Genomic DNA, 13,284 nt, shown 5'->3' with positions numbered 1-13,284 from the left:
AACGGGCGCATTTTGACGCGGAGACGCGCGTTTGCTACGGTGCCCGCATGTTTACACGATGTTTGGTCACGGGCGCTGCCGGCTTCATCGGTTCCCATCTGTGTGAGGCCCTATTGGCCAGAGGGTGCAGCGTTATCGGTGTCGATGCTTTCATCCCCTACTACCCTCGCGAACGGAAGGAAGCGAATCTCGAAACTCTCCGCGGCAGGTCCCGATTTTCGTTTCATGAACTCGACCTAAGATCGGCCGACCTCACTTCCCTGATGGATGGCTGCGACGTTGTGTTCCATCTCGCCGCGATGCCGGGCCTCATGAAAAGCTGGAGCGATTTTGCGCTCTACAACACGTGCAATTGCGATGCCACGCTCCGGCTCCTCGAAGCCGCCCGCGCGGTAAAGCTGCCGCATTTCATTCATGTGTCGACCTCCAGCGTTTACGGCAGGGAGGCGACTCAGGGCGAAGACGCCCCGCTGCGTCCCTTTTCGCCCTACGGAATCACGAAACTCGCCGCCGAGCACCTATGCCGGGCCTTCGAAGCCAACTTCAATCTCCCGGTTACGATTCTGCGCTACTTTTCCGTCTACGGACCCCGCCAACGGCCCGACATGGCCTATCACATCCTCATCCGGACCTTGCTGGAAGGCGGAACCTTCACGCTGTATGGGGATGGCGAACAGACCCGAAGCAACACGTTCGTGTCGGATTGCGTAACGGCGACGATCCTCGCTGCAGAGAAGCGAGACGTGTCGGTCGGCGAGGTGTTCAACGTCGGGGGCGGTGAAATTGTTTCCCTCAATCAGGTGATCCAAAAAGTCGCAGCCATTGTCGGCAAAAAAGTGAACATCGAACGTAAACCGCCTCGACCCGGCGATCAGAAGCACACCGCTGCTAATATCGAAAAGGCGCGCCGCCTGCTCGGATACAATCCCGCCACGCCATTCGACGAGGGAATCCGGGCGCAGGTGGAGTGGCAAAGATCCATTCTCAACCGGTGAGGCGCCAGACACACGCCCGCCAGTCTCTAGCCGATCCAAAAAAGACGCCCGCCGGAAGTCCGGCGGGCGTTTGCGTGTCGCAGAATAGCTCGTATCGAAAATTATTTGTATCCGTAACGACGGGCCATGTCGACCAGCGTTACATGCTTGATTTTGTCCGCATGGCCAGCCTGACCGAACGCGATCATCCGGTCCATGCAGACCTTTTTCATGGCCTCGCGAGCCGGTTTCAGATAATCCCGCGGATCAAATTTTTCCGGTGATTCCGCGAGCACCTTCCGGATGGCGCCCGTAATCGCAAGGCGGTTGTCCGTGTCGACGTTGATCTTGCGAACCCCGTGCTTGATGCCGAGCTGGATTTCCTCGATGGGCACGCCCCATGTCGGCTTCAATTTGCCGCCATATTTGTTGATGATGTCCTGCAGGTACTGCTCGACCGACGAGCTTCCGTGCATCACCAAGTGTGTATTCGGCAGTTTCGCATGGATTTTCTTGATGGTCTCCATCGAGAGGACCGCGCCGTCCGGTTTCCGTGAAAACTTGTAGGCCCCGTGGCTCGTGCCGATCGCGACCGCGAGCGCGTCAACACCCGTTTCGGCGACGAATTGCGCCGCCTGGTCGGGATCGGTCAGCAGTTGGGAGTGATCGAGCTTGCCCTCGGCGCCGTGGCCATCCTCTTTCTCGCCCATGCCGGACTCCAACGAGCCCAGCACGCCGATCTCGCCCTCGACCGAAACCCCAACCATGTGCGCCATTTCAACGACCTTCTTCGTCACGGCCACGTTGTATTCATAGGGAGCGGGCGTTTTGCCGTCTTCCAACAGGGAGCCGTCCATCATGACCGACGTGAACCCGTTCATGATCGCGCTCTGACAGGTCGCAGGACTGTTGCCATGGTCAAGATGCATGGCGATCGGAATATTCGGATACAACTCCGCGGCCGCGAGCATCAGGTGGCGCAGGTAATTATCCTGAGAATAGGAGCGGGCGCCGCGAGAAGCCTGGATGATGACCGGCGAATTCGTTTCGCGGGCTGCCTCCATGATCGCCTGGATCTGCTCCATATTATTGACGTTGAACGCGGCGAGCCCGTAGCCGTTTTCAGCCGCATGGTCCAGCAGGACGCGCATCGGAACGAGTGGCATGTAAGTGTCCTCCGTTTGCTCGGTTCATTACTTCATAGAACTCGATTCCACGGCGGTCAATTGGAATCCACCGGCGCACAGGCGGATCAGGTTTCCCCCGATGGCGCGCGAGTGCGGCTGCTCTTGCATTCTTCTAGGCGCTTCCCTACGTTGCCGGAGCAGTTATTCCCAAACCACAGGAGCTACTATGTCTGAAATTATTCACATTGTTGGGCGGGAAATTCTCGACTCACGCGGCAATCCGACGATTGAAGTGGACGTCCACCTCGCCTCGGGCGTCAAAGGTCGTGCAGCCGTTCCCTCAGGCGCTTCAACCGGCGAACACGAGGCCATCGAGCTGCGTGACGGCGACAAGAAGCGTTATCTCGGCAAGGGAGTACAGAAGGCCGTTGCCAATGTAAACGGACCCATCCGCAAGGCCCTCGTCGGCCACGAAGTCACCGATCAGATCGGCATCGACCGCACCATGATCGAACTGGATGGAACGGAGAACAAATCGAAATTGGGGGCGAATGCGATCTTGGGGGTCTCTCTCGCCGCAGCCCATGCTGCCGCGAATGAACTCGACATGCCGCTCTACCGTTACATCGGCGGCACGAACGCGTGCGTCCTTCCAGTTCCGATGATGAATATTCTGAACGGTGGCGCCCACTCCGACGCGCCGATCGACATTCAGGAGTTCATGATCGTTCCTAAAGGCGCCAAGTCCTTTTCGGAAGGGCTTCGAATGGGCGCGGAGGTTTTCCACTCGTTGAAATCGGTTCTCAAAAAACTCGGGCTCAGCACCGCGGTTGGCGACGAAGGCGGATTTGCTCCCGCACTAAAGGGGAATGAGCACGCCATCGAGGTGATTCTGCAGGCAATCGAAAATGCCGGCTATAAGGCGGGCAAGGAAATCTTCCTCGCCCTCGACGTCGCCTCCAGCGAGTTTTACGACAAGGCCAAGAAAAAATACGTCTTCAAGAAGTCCGACAATTCATCCCGCTCGGCGGAGGAACTTGTCGAATACTGGGCCGCCTGGGTGAAGAAATACCCGATCATTAGCATCGAAGACGGTTGCGCAGAGGGCGATTGGGAAGGGTGGAAACTGCTCACCGACAAACTGGGCGCGACTTGCCAGCTCGTCGGTGATGACCTGTTCGTGACGAACACGAAGTTCCTGAAAAAGGGCATCGAGCTCGGTGTGGCCAACTCGATCCTCGTTAAGGTCAACCAGATCGGCAGCCTGACGGAAACGCTGGAAGCCGTGGAGATGGCCAAGCGGGCGAAGTACACAGCCGTGATCAGTCACCGCTCCGGCGAAACGGAAGATGCGACCATCGCCGATATTGCCGTGGCAACCAATGCCGGCCAGATCAAGACAGGCTCTTTGAGCCGCACGGACCGCATTTGCAAGTACAATCAGCTTCTCCGCATCGAGGAGATGCTCGGCAAGTCGGCGCGCTACGGAATTTGAACGACACGAGAGCGTTCACCAGCGCCGGAGTGCAAGGCGCGTCGGCCGGGCGATAAATCTCTGTCGGTGAGGTCGTAACCGATCGGTCCTCATGCCCGTCGGGTGCGGTTGTTCTTGAAAATCGGCGATAGGGTCTGGCAACCGTTGCCCTTAGAACAATCTGGCTGGGAGGAGTAGATCGATATCGGCTCAATCCCGCTACTGCGAGCCGGAGCTTTCGGCTGTCCAAAGGTCAGTGAGCTAATCGTACGGGACGGCGACGCGGCCCCCACGTGCCGGGGGCCGCCTCAAAAACGCCCGGAATCCGCGCCCCGCACTGGCGGCACGTGCCCTGCTCCGACAAGGACCAGCGTGTGATTCGATACCAATCTCTGCCGATCACGACGGAGCCGCAATCGGGACAGTATGTGCTCCCCCCGGCTTCGTCGTGCACATTTCCCGTGTACACATAGCGCAGTCCGTTGTTTATCGCGATGCGTCGGGCGCGGCTCAAGGTCTCAGGCGGGGTTGGCGGAACATCGAGCATCTTGTAATCGGGATGAAACGCCGTGAAATGATGCGGAACATCGGGTCCCAGTTCGCGATAGACCCACTTCGTCATCTCGTCGATTTCTTCATCGGAATCATTCGCCCCGGGGATCAACAAAGTCGTAATTTCGAACCAAACCGAGGTCTCGCGTTTCAGGTAAATGAGCGTTTCGAGAATATTGTCGAGACGGGCACCGCAAATCTTTTGATAGAACTCATCGGTGAACCCCTTCAAATCAACGTTGGCGGCGTCCATATGGGCGTAAAATTCGCGTCGCGGGGCGTCGCACATGTAGCCTGCCGTCACGGCAACCGTTTTCACTCCCCTGGCGTGGCAAGCCTTGGCTACATCGATCGCATACTCCAAAAAAATGACGGGATCATTGTAGGTGAAGGCGACGCTCGGGCATCCGAGCCGGACGGCCGCCTCAGCGATCTGATCGGGAGTCGCCTCGTCGGCCAAGGTGTCCATCTCTCGCGATTTGCTGATGTCCCAATTCTGGCAAAACCGGCAGGCGAGGTTGCAGCCGGCCGTTCCGAACGAAAGAACAGAGGTGCCCGGCAAAAAGTGGTTCAGCGGTTTCTTCTCAATCGGGTCCACGCAAAAACCGCTGGACCGGCCATAGGTGGTCAGCACGACCTCGCCCCCGACGTTCATTCTGACAAAACAAGCGCCTCTTTGGCCTTCCGCCAACCGGCAATGGTTGGGGCAGACATTGCATTGAACGCGGCCGTTGGGTAAGACCTCCCAGTAGCGCGTCGGCCAAACCTTCGGAACGTGCATCTTCACCAATCATTAGCTTACATCAAGTCAACCTCGCTGTCAGGTTTGACAATTTTGTAAACAGGCAACAGAGTAGGTATAGACCCTTTTGATATGATCCAGCACAGCACCATTCGGAAGGCGGCTGTTGCAGGAACCTTCTACCCGGAAGATGGCGCCGAATTACACTACGCAGTTCGGCGATACCTCGACCACGGTTTCGGATCCGACCATCCGCCGAAGGCCGTCATCGCGCCGCATGCGGGATACATGTATTCGGGTCCAGTCGCAGGCTCCGCCTTCCGTGCGTGGAGCGAGCTGAAAGGACACGCTGAGCGCGTGGTTCTGATCGGACCGTCCCACCGCGTCGCTTTTGATGGTGTTGCCCTCCCCTCGGCGCATTTTTTTGCCACGCCCCTCGGCCTCCTACCGGTGGATTCGGCCGTTTGCGAAATGATTCAGCAAAAGCCCTACGTATCCGTGCACGACGGCGCTCATCGATATGAACATTCGCTCGAGACGCACCTGCCTTTCCTTCAGGAAACCGTGGGAGATGTGCCCATCGTGCCGGTGGTGGTGGGCGATGCCTCGGCGCTGGATATTGCGGAACTAATTGAATCGCTGTGGGATATGCCGGGCACATTTTTTTCCATCAGCTCAGACCTCAGCCATTACCTACCGTATGCCGAGGCGCGTCGGGTCGACGCAGAAACCAGCCGGGCGATTGAAAACTGTGATGTTCATGGGATTGGACCCGACCGGGCCTGCGGTTGGCTCCCGATCCTCGGGCTGCTACACGTCGCGGCTAGGCGAAAAGTAAAGATCCGTACGCTGGACCTCCGAAATTCCGGCGATACGGCAGGCGACCGCGGCCGCGTTGTGGGCTACGGGGCCTATGCCGTTGGATGAGGCATCGAAGCATCGGCTCCGAGAAATCGCCGCTGCTTCCATTCGCGAAGGATTTTCGACGCGTCACCCATTGGTTCTCGACATCCGGATGGAGCCGGACGCTCTGCAGATGCCTGGGGCTTCGTTCGTTACGTTGAAGTTGAATTCCGCGCTCCGCGGCTGCATCGGCTCGCTGGAACCGACCCGCCCGCTTGCCGAGGACGTCAGCCGAAACGCCTACGCAGCCGCCTTTGAGGACCCGCGATTCCGACCGCTTCAACCCTTGGAGTTCGACCAGATCCAGTTGTCCATATCGGTCCTCGGAGCGCGGGAGCCGTTGGCCTGCCGAACCGAACCCGAGCTCCTTGCAGCGTTGCGGCCTGGACGCGATGGCCTGATTTTGGAGCGAAGCGGGCGCCGCGCGACGTTTCTGCCCTCTGTTTGGCAAGATCTGCCCGACCCCGCGGAGTTTGTGCGCCACCTCAAACGAAAAGCGGGACTGCCCCTTGATTTCTGGGACTCGTCGCTCCGCTTTTGGCGGTATGAGACAGAATCCTTCTGAAAACGACCGGTTGTCTTTTCGCGCCGGCGACGTGACAACGTTCGACCCGATACCGTTTTTAGTCCCGCCGCTGGCCTGGCCGACCCGCTCCCGATGCCTGTTCAGCCATCCTGAACGCTACGTGGCCCGCACTCGTGCCAACCCTCTCTATGGAATGCCTGGGTGGACACGCGACTGCGGGCGCCGGTTCCATCGCGGAGTGGATATTGCGCCGGTTCGGATGGAACCCTCCGGTGAAAATGTCACGGTGATGTACTCCGACTGCCATACCGGCCGGGAGTATCCCTTTGAGGAAGACGGTTGGATTCCGGTCGACGAGGTGTATGCCGTTGTGGAGGGTGAGGTTGTCGAAGCCAACCCCAATCCTGAAGCGTCGGACCTCGGTGTGTATGTCGCGATCCGCCACCGGGTTGGCGACTGTTTGTTCTACACGCTATATGCGCATCTCGCGGATTTGACAGTCACGGCGGGCCAAAGGCTCCGCACTGGTACGCTGCTAGGACCCATGGGGCAGACGAGCAGGAGTGAAGACGCCCGACGCTGGATGGCCGTCTCGCCCCACCTCCACTTTGAAGTCCTGTCCGAAACAGGGCGTGCCTACGACCCCCTTGAATTCCTACGAAAAGGCCTAGCGCTCGAAAGGGAGCAACCTTCTTGACCCGCCGAGCTCCCGCTGCTCTAGACGATGACTGCTTTCGGCGGAATCAATTCTCAAAACGGAAAGCCATGATCCGTTGAGATTATTGTCGTCAAGTCCTTGCCGTGCCGAATGGTGGGCCCGACAGGACTTGAACCTGTAACCAAGGGATTATGAGTCCCCTGCTCTGACCAGTTGAGCTACGGGCCCGAGATATAGACCTACCGGCAGGAACGCCTCGAAAAACGGGGCTCATCTATAAGCGAGACGCACACCGGCTGACAACGGCAAACCCATGGCCTTCGCTCGACATCAACCCACCGGCCCGGCTGCCATTTCCGATAGCAGGATCCGTTGGGGCGCTCGACGATCGTCCAATGCCCTGGAACATACACCCGCGCCGGAACCGCTCCATATCGCGCCTGGTATCTGCAGGTCGAACCGATCCGCGCGTCCCTGCCCGTGCCCACAAACCAGATTTCCTGGGAGTGGGCCTGAATCGACAGGCAGGCCCCCAGAAGCAATACCAACTGCATTTTTTTCATGGTTGAGCCTCCTTATCACTTGTCGGACGATGCTTGCGAACCCGATATTCAATGGTTGATAAAGGTTTCATGACTGCGATACAGCCAGATCTTCAGGCCGCCATCCTTTGCGACGACGTGCGCCAGGAGAGGAACGGAAAATTTATTCTCATAGGCCTCTTCGACGCCATCATGGTCTCCAGCCTTCCGACCCGCTATCCCCGCCTCTTCATGGTCACTCGGTGGTGCAGCGGGATGGGGACCTTTCAACAACGTACCCGAATTCTCAAACCGGATGAAGTCAGCGTGTTAGTCGAGGGCCAGAACATCCCCGTCAATCTTCCCAATTCGGAGGCTACCGCGACCAACGTCGAAATTTTCCTCAATGTCGAGTTCCAGCAGGAAGGGGTTCACTGGGTGGAAATCCTGCTGGATGGCGACCTGAAAATCCGCTATCCGCTCAGGGTTGGCATCGCGAAGGGAGCCCCCCAGTTTCCCTGAACTCGGGGCTCATAACGGCTCAGCCGAGCAACTCGCCCTCCCCTATCCGCATTCGCGAGAACCAAAAACTAGTTATCTGAAAAAGTGAAAGGTCGGCGCCCCGCAAATGCCTTCCTTCATCCAGAGCAGAACAGTTTCGGGTCACGCCTCCTGCTCGATCAGGCGAATGGTTCGAGGCTTCGTCGCTTCGCGAATGAGAGCGTCCGATTGCTCGAGGTGCTTCCGCAACGCCGCCAAGGTCGCTTTGAATTCTTCCGCCGACGAGACGGCCTTGATCGATCCGTCGACAACTTGTTGAATGTGAAGGACCTGTTGGATGTCTTTTTCAAGCTGCATGATTTTGTCAAGCTGGGCCGCAATGGCCGATGAAGCCTTGCTGAGGCCCTCCACATGTTGAGTCAGGGCCGTTTTTAGCTGATCACGGGCCGATGATTCCGTTTTCTCCATCTGCTGAATGTGGGCGGACAACGCCTCGTGAATCTTGGCAGCGGCCTGTTCGATGGATTTCGCCGCCTGTTCCAGATGTTGAACCGCCGATTTCTCGGCGGCCGTCCACTTCTCCACCGCCTGTTGCTGTGAGGCGAGAAAGTTCTTATGCAAGCCTTCTAGCGCCTCACCCGCCTTCTTGAGAGATTGTTCAATCGCGGCCGCCTGGGCTGCCGCAAATTTTTCCGGGTTCGGTACGTGAGCCTTGAACGCCGAATCGATCGCGCCCGCTAGTTCAGCGCCGAGTTCTTTGGCAGACACGCCCGAAGCACCTCTCCCAGCTTGCGATCCAAGTCGAATTAGAAGGAGAAGAAGGAAAATGGCGCTGGCCACCGAAGCGATTGCTGACACAAGGGATAGATCCATGGGTCACCTCACATTCGTATGTTTCGCGGTCGGCCCTCGAAATGATGTCCGAAATGTAGTAGATGATTGGCATTCATGTCAAAATGGATTCCTTATTTTGCGATCGCATGTGTGGCGATCTGCACCTCGTGCCTGCCCGCATCGCAGACCCGTCTGCCCGAGACCGAACGTTTGGGCAAACCTCCCAAGACTCGGGCAGTCAGAGACCTGCCCTCATGGACCACGATTCCCGGCGGCAGGGCGGTCCTCGGCAGCCGGGAATCAGGGGCGCCGGAACCACGCGAGGTGCTCATCCCTTCTTTCTGGATGAGCCGAACGGAGATCACGACGGCTCAATTCGCCTCTTTCCTCAACGACACTGGACGCGCCTTCCTTTCGCCCCAATTTGCGGGTCGGCCCGGCCGTCTTGCGCCATTGGCGGCTCGCGAGCCGGTGGCCCATGTCTCCTATGACGACGCAGTCGCCTACTGCGAATGGCTTTCGCAGAAGCTTGACGCGGATGTTCGCCTGCCCACACCCGATGAGTGGGAATACGCCGCGCGCGGAGGGCTTCATGCTGCACCGTACCCATGGGGCTGGACTCCGCCGGAAAATCGGGCGGCATTCAATCTCAACCGCATGCGACCAATCGCTTGCTATCCGCCCAACCCATTTCGACTCTATGACATGGCAGGTAATGTGGCTGAATGGTGCCTATCGCCGTCGGACAGCGACGAAGCGACTATCTGTGGCGGAAGCTGGAGCGAACGTTCGGAAGCGATGTTGCGGGTTTGGCGCCGCACGCAAATCCTCAAAACCTATCGCAACGCTGATGTAGGATTTCGCGTCATTGCGCGTCCGCGCCCAAGCTCGCCTCGCTGACCACCGGATTGCACAAACGCCCAACCCGCTCGATCTCGATCTCAATAATGTCGCCAGGGCGAAGCAATTTCGGCGGTTTTCTTGCAAATCCGACACCCGATGGAGTGCCCGTCGCGATCACGTCACCGGGGTGCAGCGTCATTGTACTCGTGATGAATTCGATCAGGTCGGCCACGCTAAAGATCATCGACCGCGTTGTGCCCGACTGGAGCGGTTCCCCGTTGAGTCGCGATGAAATGGACAGATTCTGCGGGTCGGGCACCTCGTCCGCCGTAACCAGCCATGGACCGATCGGACAGAACGTGTCGAAACTCTTGCCGCGAAACCACTGTCCTCCTTCGCGCTGGGCACGCCGCTCGGTGACATCATTGACCACCAGGTAACCTGCCACAACCGCCATCGCCTCAGAACACCTCACCGCTCGCGCCGTTTTGCCAATCACGACGCCAAGCTCGGCCTCCGCATCCACTTCGTTCCAGCCGGCAGGGATACGGATCGGATCCGCCGGGCCGATCATCGAGGTAGGGGCCTTGGAAAACAGGACCGGCTCCGTGGGGGGCGTTCCATCGAACTCCAGGGCGTGATCGGCGTAGTTTTTGCCCACGCAAATGAGATTCGCGGGCCGCGCGATTGGCGGCCCGAGGCGAACTCCCACCGCGGGTATTCTTTTCTGCTGTTTTTCAGCGAGCAAGCCGCGAAGCCGATCGAGACCCCAGCACGAAAAAAAGTGAGCGTCGTAGTCGGAGATATCGAACGCCATCCCGCGCACATCCACAATTTCCGGCTCTCCGCGATCCTCAACCCAAATGCCTGGCCTCTCCTCCCCTGGCGGGCCGAAGCGCACCAATTTCATGGTTCAACCTTCCTTTCGCCTTGTTTCCGATAAGCGGCTACGTCCGCCGGCGGTTGGGATGTGGCTGCTCCTTCGGGCCCGAGCGCGGACCGATCGAACCCCGCGGCAGCGAGGACTTCATCCGCCGTCTTGAAATGGCATTTCGCGACATCCAGTAGGATTTGGGGCCCATGTTTGCGCACAAGAGTCTCGGCGGCTTCGCGAACCTTGGCGGAGGCGCCCTTCGGCATCGCGACGCCGTAGGTCTCGGACAGTTTCCGCAAGGTCCGAATAAATTCTGCCCGCGCTAGAATGGATGCAGCCGCTACGGCCGGATCGCTCTCCGCGCGATGGCGCTGCTCCAGCCGGATCTCCCGCCCCTTCTGCAGCAGCGCCCGCTCGATCTGCTCCTTCGGCCCAAACTGGTCGGAAACCGCCCGCCGGACTGTCGGCACCTTCTCCAGAGCATTCTCTATCGAGCGGGCATGCCCCCAAGCCAGGATTCGGTTGACGCTCCGCATCTTCTGGTACAGGCGATTGTAAGCGCGTGGTCCGATGGTGACCACGGCATAGCGGCCGTCGAGCAGGTCGCGAATGGATTTGGCCAAATCCTCAGCCACTCGGTCGCTCTTGATTTGCTTGCTGTCCCTTACATTCAGCTTCTGGAAGGCCTTCGCCAGCTTGCCGTCAACATAGGCAGCGGCGATCACCAGCGGCCCGAAAAAATCGCCTTTTCCGCTTTCGTCAACGCCGAGGTGCTGCTCGAACATTTCCGGCGCATAGACGTGTTCGTAGCCCAGGCGAGCCTCTTTCAAGACCTCCGGCTCAAGCGTGAAGAGAACCCAGTCCTCAGCACCCTTCCCCTGCACGACGCATTTTCCGCTGGTGTACAGCGAAATGTTGCAATCCCGACCTTCCACCGAAATCCGTGTGTGCGGGGTTTCCCGCAGGCGGTACGGGCCGGACTCCAACAGCTTGATCAGCCGATCCTGCTGCTCGCGGTTCAGCGGAATCGTGAATGAGGTCTTGTTTGGCATGCGTGGAAGCTATCAAACGGCGGCAATGTTCATCAACCCGTGGACAGATCAGACCGAGAGGGAATTTTCCGTTTTCGGATCCCAAAACTCGACGTATTCTCTGCCTCCATGACGACCCAACTGCCCGGCACTGCTCGGAAAATCTACCGCGTCGTCGAACTGACCCGCCTCATCCGGGCGATTCTGGAAGAGACGATCGGCTCTGTCTGGGTGGAGGGCGAAGTGTCTGGCGCCCGCGCCTACCCTTCAGGCCACGTGTATTTCGACCTCAAGGATGAGCACGCCGTTCTCAAGGTGGTCCTCTTTCGCGCTCCCGCCGAATATCGCGCGTTGATCAATGACGGAGCCCGCGTCCGCATTTATGGCGAAATCTCCGTGTACGAGCAGCGCGGACAGTATCAGATGATCGCCCGGCGCGTTGAGGATGCGGGCGAGGGCGACTTGATGCGCCGCTTCGAGGAACTAAAAAAGAAACTGGAGGCCGAGGGCCTCTTCGACGCATCCCGCAAGCGTAGTCTCCCGCTGCTGCCCCGAACAATCGGCATCGTCACATCGACCTCGGGCGCGGTGATTCGCGACATTCTGAATATCCTCAATCGTCGATATCCCGATCGCCGAATCTTGATCGCGCCGACGCGCGTCCAGGGCGCCGGCGCAGCCTCGGAGATCGCGGCCGCCCTCGATCTTCTTAACGAGCACGGAGAGGCGGATGTCATCATCGTCGCCCGCGGCGGTGGCAGCATGGAGGATTTGTGGGCCTTCAACGAGGAGGTCGTCGCTCGCGCGGTGGCCCGTTCGAGAATACCGGTCATCTCCGCCGTCGGTCACGAAACCGACTTCACCATCTGTGATTTCTGCGCGGATCTTCGGGCACCGACTCCTTCTGCGGCGGCGGAACTTGTCGTCCGGCCAAAAGCCGACTTTCAGCAGGAGTTGCGGACCCGGAGGAGGCGACTGACCCACGCGCTTCAGCGCCAGGCCCTCCTTCTGCGCAACCGATTTCTGCGGGCGTCTCGCAGTTACGTCTTTCGGGAACCGGCCAACCTGCTGGCCCGGCACCGGGAGAGGATTGCCCGCTCGCGCGACCGACTGGGCCGCCTGCTCGAGGCCGCCGGCATCAGCCGCCGTCAGCGCGTCGACGAGATGAACATGCGGTCGCTCCGCGCCGTTGAAGTCGCGCTCCAGCGCCTTCGCCGCCGACACGACCGCGCGTCAGAAAAACTTAGCGCTCTAGATCCCCATGCGGTCCTCACGCGCGGTTATAGCATCACCTTCGGGCCCGATGGCAAACCCCTACTCGACGCCTCGACAGTTGCGCCCGGGGAACGAATCCGCTCGAAACTTTCTCACGGAGAAATTTGGTCCAACGTTTCATCTATCTTTTCGGAGCAAAAATGATTGATTCCAACGGAAAGCCATTTGCGGAGCCCCCGGATTTCGAAACCGCGCTGGCGCGGCTGGAAGCCATCGTCCGGGAAATGGAAAGCGGCTCGCTGAGCCTGGACCGAATGATGGCCTGTTTTGAGGAAGGCATGCGCCTGGCCGCCTGGTGCGACAAAAAACTGAATGAGGTTGAAAAGAAGATCGAAATCCTCGTGAAGGAAGCCGGGACCCTCCGGACCGAGCCGTTTGACATCCGGCCGGACGCAAACGGTACGGGGAGCTGAACATTCCGAGCACAACAGTGTCTACCGTCACGGAAG

The 13,284-nt window shown here is 59.0% G+C and carries 15 protein-coding genes and 1 tRNA gene; 9 read left to right on the top strand and 7 right to left on the bottom strand.

The features are described 5' to 3' along the window. Positions 1-47: 47 nt before the first annotated feature. Positions 48-995, top strand: a complete 948-nt coding sequence (locus NZ740_05495; protein MCS6771463.1) for a GDP-mannose 4,6-dehydratase — start codon at positions 48-50, stop codon at positions 993-995. Between the two features lie 101 nt (positions 996-1,096). On the opposite strand, the gene fba is transcribed toward NZ740_05495, so the two are convergent. Further along, positions 1,097-2,140, bottom strand: a complete 1,044-nt coding sequence (gene fba, locus NZ740_05490) for a fructose-bisphosphate aldolase class II (GenBank protein ID MCS6771462.1) — start codon at positions 2,138-2,140, stop codon at positions 1,097-1,099. A 187-nt stretch (positions 2,141-2,327) separates the two neighbouring features. Between fba and eno the strand changes: the two genes are divergently transcribed. Further along, complete coding sequence (eno, locus tag NZ740_05485; protein MCS6771461.1) at positions 2,328-3,596, top strand: phosphopyruvate hydratase; 1,269 nt, start codon at positions 2,328-2,330, stop codon at positions 3,594-3,596. Between the two features lie 232 nt (positions 3,597-3,828). Here eno and amrS read toward each other — a convergent pair whose 3' ends face one another. Next, a complete protein-coding gene (amrS, locus tag NZ740_05480) occupies positions 3,829-4,908 on the bottom strand; it encodes an AmmeMemoRadiSam system radical SAM enzyme (GenBank protein MCS6771460.1) in 1,080 nt (359 codons plus the stop codon). Between the two features lie 93 nt (positions 4,909-5,001). Between amrS and amrB the strand changes: the two genes are divergently transcribed. The 3 genes from amrB to NZ740_05465 are packed head-to-tail and all read left to right on the top strand — an operon-like array spanning position 5,002 to position 6,995. After that, entirely contained in the window at positions 5,002-5,796 is a 795-nt protein-coding gene (amrB, locus tag NZ740_05475; protein ID MCS6771459.1) for an AmmeMemoRadiSam system protein B, read from the top strand. Continuing rightward, positions 5,783-6,337, top strand: coding sequence for an AmmeMemoRadiSam system protein A (amrA, locus tag NZ740_05470; GenBank protein MCS6771458.1), 555 nt, complete (start codon positions 5,783-5,785; stop codon positions 6,335-6,337). The genes amrB and amrA overlap by 14 nt, the downstream gene beginning before the upstream one ends. 31 nt (positions 6,338-6,368) lie before the next feature. Continuing rightward, the gene (locus NZ740_05465) at positions 6,369-6,995 is read left to right on the top strand and encodes a M23 family metallopeptidase (GenBank protein MCS6771457.1); all 627 of its coding nucleotides are present in this window, start codon (positions 6,369-6,371) and stop codon (positions 6,993-6,995) included. A gap of 112 nt (positions 6,996-7,107) precedes the next feature. Here the strand turns inward: NZ740_05465 and NZ740_05460 are convergent. Next, positions 7,108-7,184 (bottom strand) — tRNA-Ile (locus tag NZ740_05460). 11 nt (positions 7,185-7,195) lie between these two features. Further along, entirely contained in the window at positions 7,196-7,519 is a 324-nt protein-coding gene (locus NZ740_05455; protein ID MCS6771456.1) for a hypothetical protein, read from the bottom strand. Positions 7,520-7,588: 69 nt separating this feature from the next. Between NZ740_05455 and NZ740_05450 the strand changes: the two genes are divergently transcribed. Then, positions 7,589-7,999, top strand: coding sequence for a hypothetical protein (locus tag NZ740_05450; GenBank protein MCS6771455.1), 411 nt, complete (start codon positions 7,589-7,591; stop codon positions 7,997-7,999). Between the two features lie 141 nt (positions 8,000-8,140). Here NZ740_05450 and NZ740_05445 read toward each other — a convergent pair whose 3' ends face one another. Next, positions 8,141-8,746, bottom strand: a complete 606-nt coding sequence (locus NZ740_05445) for a hypothetical protein (GenBank protein MCS6771454.1) — start codon at positions 8,744-8,746, stop codon at positions 8,141-8,143. A 180-nt stretch (positions 8,747-8,926) separates the two neighbouring features. Between NZ740_05445 and NZ740_05440 the strand changes: the two genes are divergently transcribed. Continuing rightward, on the top strand, positions 8,927-9,712 hold the full coding sequence (locus NZ740_05440) for a formylglycine-generating enzyme family protein (protein MCS6771453.1): 786 nt from the start codon (positions 8,927-8,929) through the stop codon (positions 9,710-9,712). Here NZ740_05440 and NZ740_05435 read toward each other — a convergent pair. Together NZ740_05435 and rnhC are read right to left on the bottom strand one after the other, a co-directional pair. Beyond that, positions 9,678-10,565 carry a fumarylacetoacetate hydrolase family protein gene (locus NZ740_05435; protein MCS6771452.1) on the bottom strand — a complete coding sequence of 296 codons (888 nt, stop codon included), beginning with the start codon at positions 10,563-10,565 and terminating at the stop codon, positions 9,678-9,680. The two genes, NZ740_05440 and NZ740_05435, sit on opposite strands and share 35 nt — an antisense overlap. Next, positions 10,562-11,581 (bottom strand): ribonuclease HIII, encoded by a 1,020-nt coding sequence (gene rnhC / locus NZ740_05430; GenBank protein ID MCS6771451.1) that lies wholly within the window; start codon positions 11,579-11,581, stop codon positions 10,562-10,564. The genes NZ740_05435 and rnhC overlap by 4 nt, the downstream gene beginning before the upstream one ends. A 108-nt stretch (positions 11,582-11,689) precedes the next feature. Between rnhC and xseA the strand changes: the two genes are divergently transcribed. Next, a complete protein-coding gene (xseA, locus tag NZ740_05425; protein ID MCS6771450.1) occupies positions 11,690-12,979 on the top strand; it encodes an exodeoxyribonuclease VII large subunit in 1,290 nt (429 codons plus the stop codon). Continuing rightward, on the top strand, positions 12,976-13,248 hold the full coding sequence (xseB, locus tag NZ740_05420) for an exodeoxyribonuclease VII small subunit (protein ID MCS6771449.1): 273 nt from the start codon (positions 12,976-12,978) through the stop codon (positions 13,246-13,248). Before xseA ends, xseB begins: the two co-directional genes overlap by 4 nt. The last annotated feature ends 36 nt before the right edge of the window (positions 13,249-13,284 follow it).

The sequence above is a fragment of the Kiritimatiellia bacterium genome (genome assembly GCA_025054615.1).
In the GTDB taxonomy this organism is placed as follows: Bacteria; Verrucomicrobiota; Kiritimatiellia; order CAIVKH01; family CAIVKH01; genus JANWZO01.
Note: the sequence above shows the minus strand (reverse complement) of the source record. Positions and strands in the feature narration are given on the sequence as shown.

What these genes read in the sequence shown, in the direction of transcription:
- NZ740_05495 (MCS6771463.1), top strand. Translation starts at nt 48, where the DNA reads ATGTTTACACGATGTTTGGTCACGGGCGCTGCCGGCTTCATCGGTTCC.
- fba (MCS6771462.1), bottom strand. Translation starts at nt 2,140, where the DNA reads ATGCCACTCGTTCCGATGCGCGTCCTGCTGGACCATGCGGCTGAAAAC.
- eno (MCS6771461.1), top strand. Translation starts at nt 2,328, where the DNA reads ATGTCTGAAATTATTCACATTGTTGGGCGGGAAATTCTCGACTCACGC.
- amrS (MCS6771460.1), bottom strand. Translation starts at nt 4,908, where the DNA reads ATGCACGTTCCGAAGGTTTGGCCGACGCGCTACTGGGAGGTCTTACCC.
- amrB (MCS6771459.1), top strand. Translation starts at nt 5,002, where the DNA reads ATGATCCAGCACAGCACCATTCGGAAGGCGGCTGTTGCAGGAACCTTC.
- amrA (MCS6771458.1), top strand. Translation starts at nt 5,783, where the DNA reads ATGCCGTTGGATGAGGCATCGAAGCATCGGCTCCGAGAAATCGCCGCT.
- NZ740_05455 (MCS6771456.1), bottom strand. Translation starts at nt 7,519, where the DNA reads ATGAAAAAAATGCAGTTGGTATTGCTTCTGGGGGCCTGCCTGTCGATT.
- NZ740_05450 (MCS6771455.1), top strand. Translation starts at nt 7,589, where the DNA reads ATGACTGCGATACAGCCAGATCTTCAGGCCGCCATCCTTTGCGACGAC.
- NZ740_05440 (MCS6771453.1), top strand. Translation starts at nt 8,927, where the DNA reads ATGTCAAAATGGATTCCTTATTTTGCGATCGCATGTGTGGCGATCTGC.
- NZ740_05435 (MCS6771452.1), bottom strand. Translation starts at nt 10,565, where the DNA reads ATGAAATTGGTGCGCTTCGGCCCGCCAGGGGAGGAGAGGCCAGGCATT.
- rnhC (MCS6771451.1), bottom strand. Translation starts at nt 11,581, where the DNA reads ATGCCAAACAAGACCTCATTCACGATTCCGCTGAACCGCGAGCAGCAG.
- xseA (MCS6771450.1), top strand. Translation starts at nt 11,690, where the DNA reads ATGACGACCCAACTGCCCGGCACTGCTCGGAAAATCTACCGCGTCGTC.
- xseB (MCS6771449.1), top strand. Translation starts at nt 12,976, where the DNA reads ATGATTGATTCCAACGGAAAGCCATTTGCGGAGCCCCCGGATTTCGAA.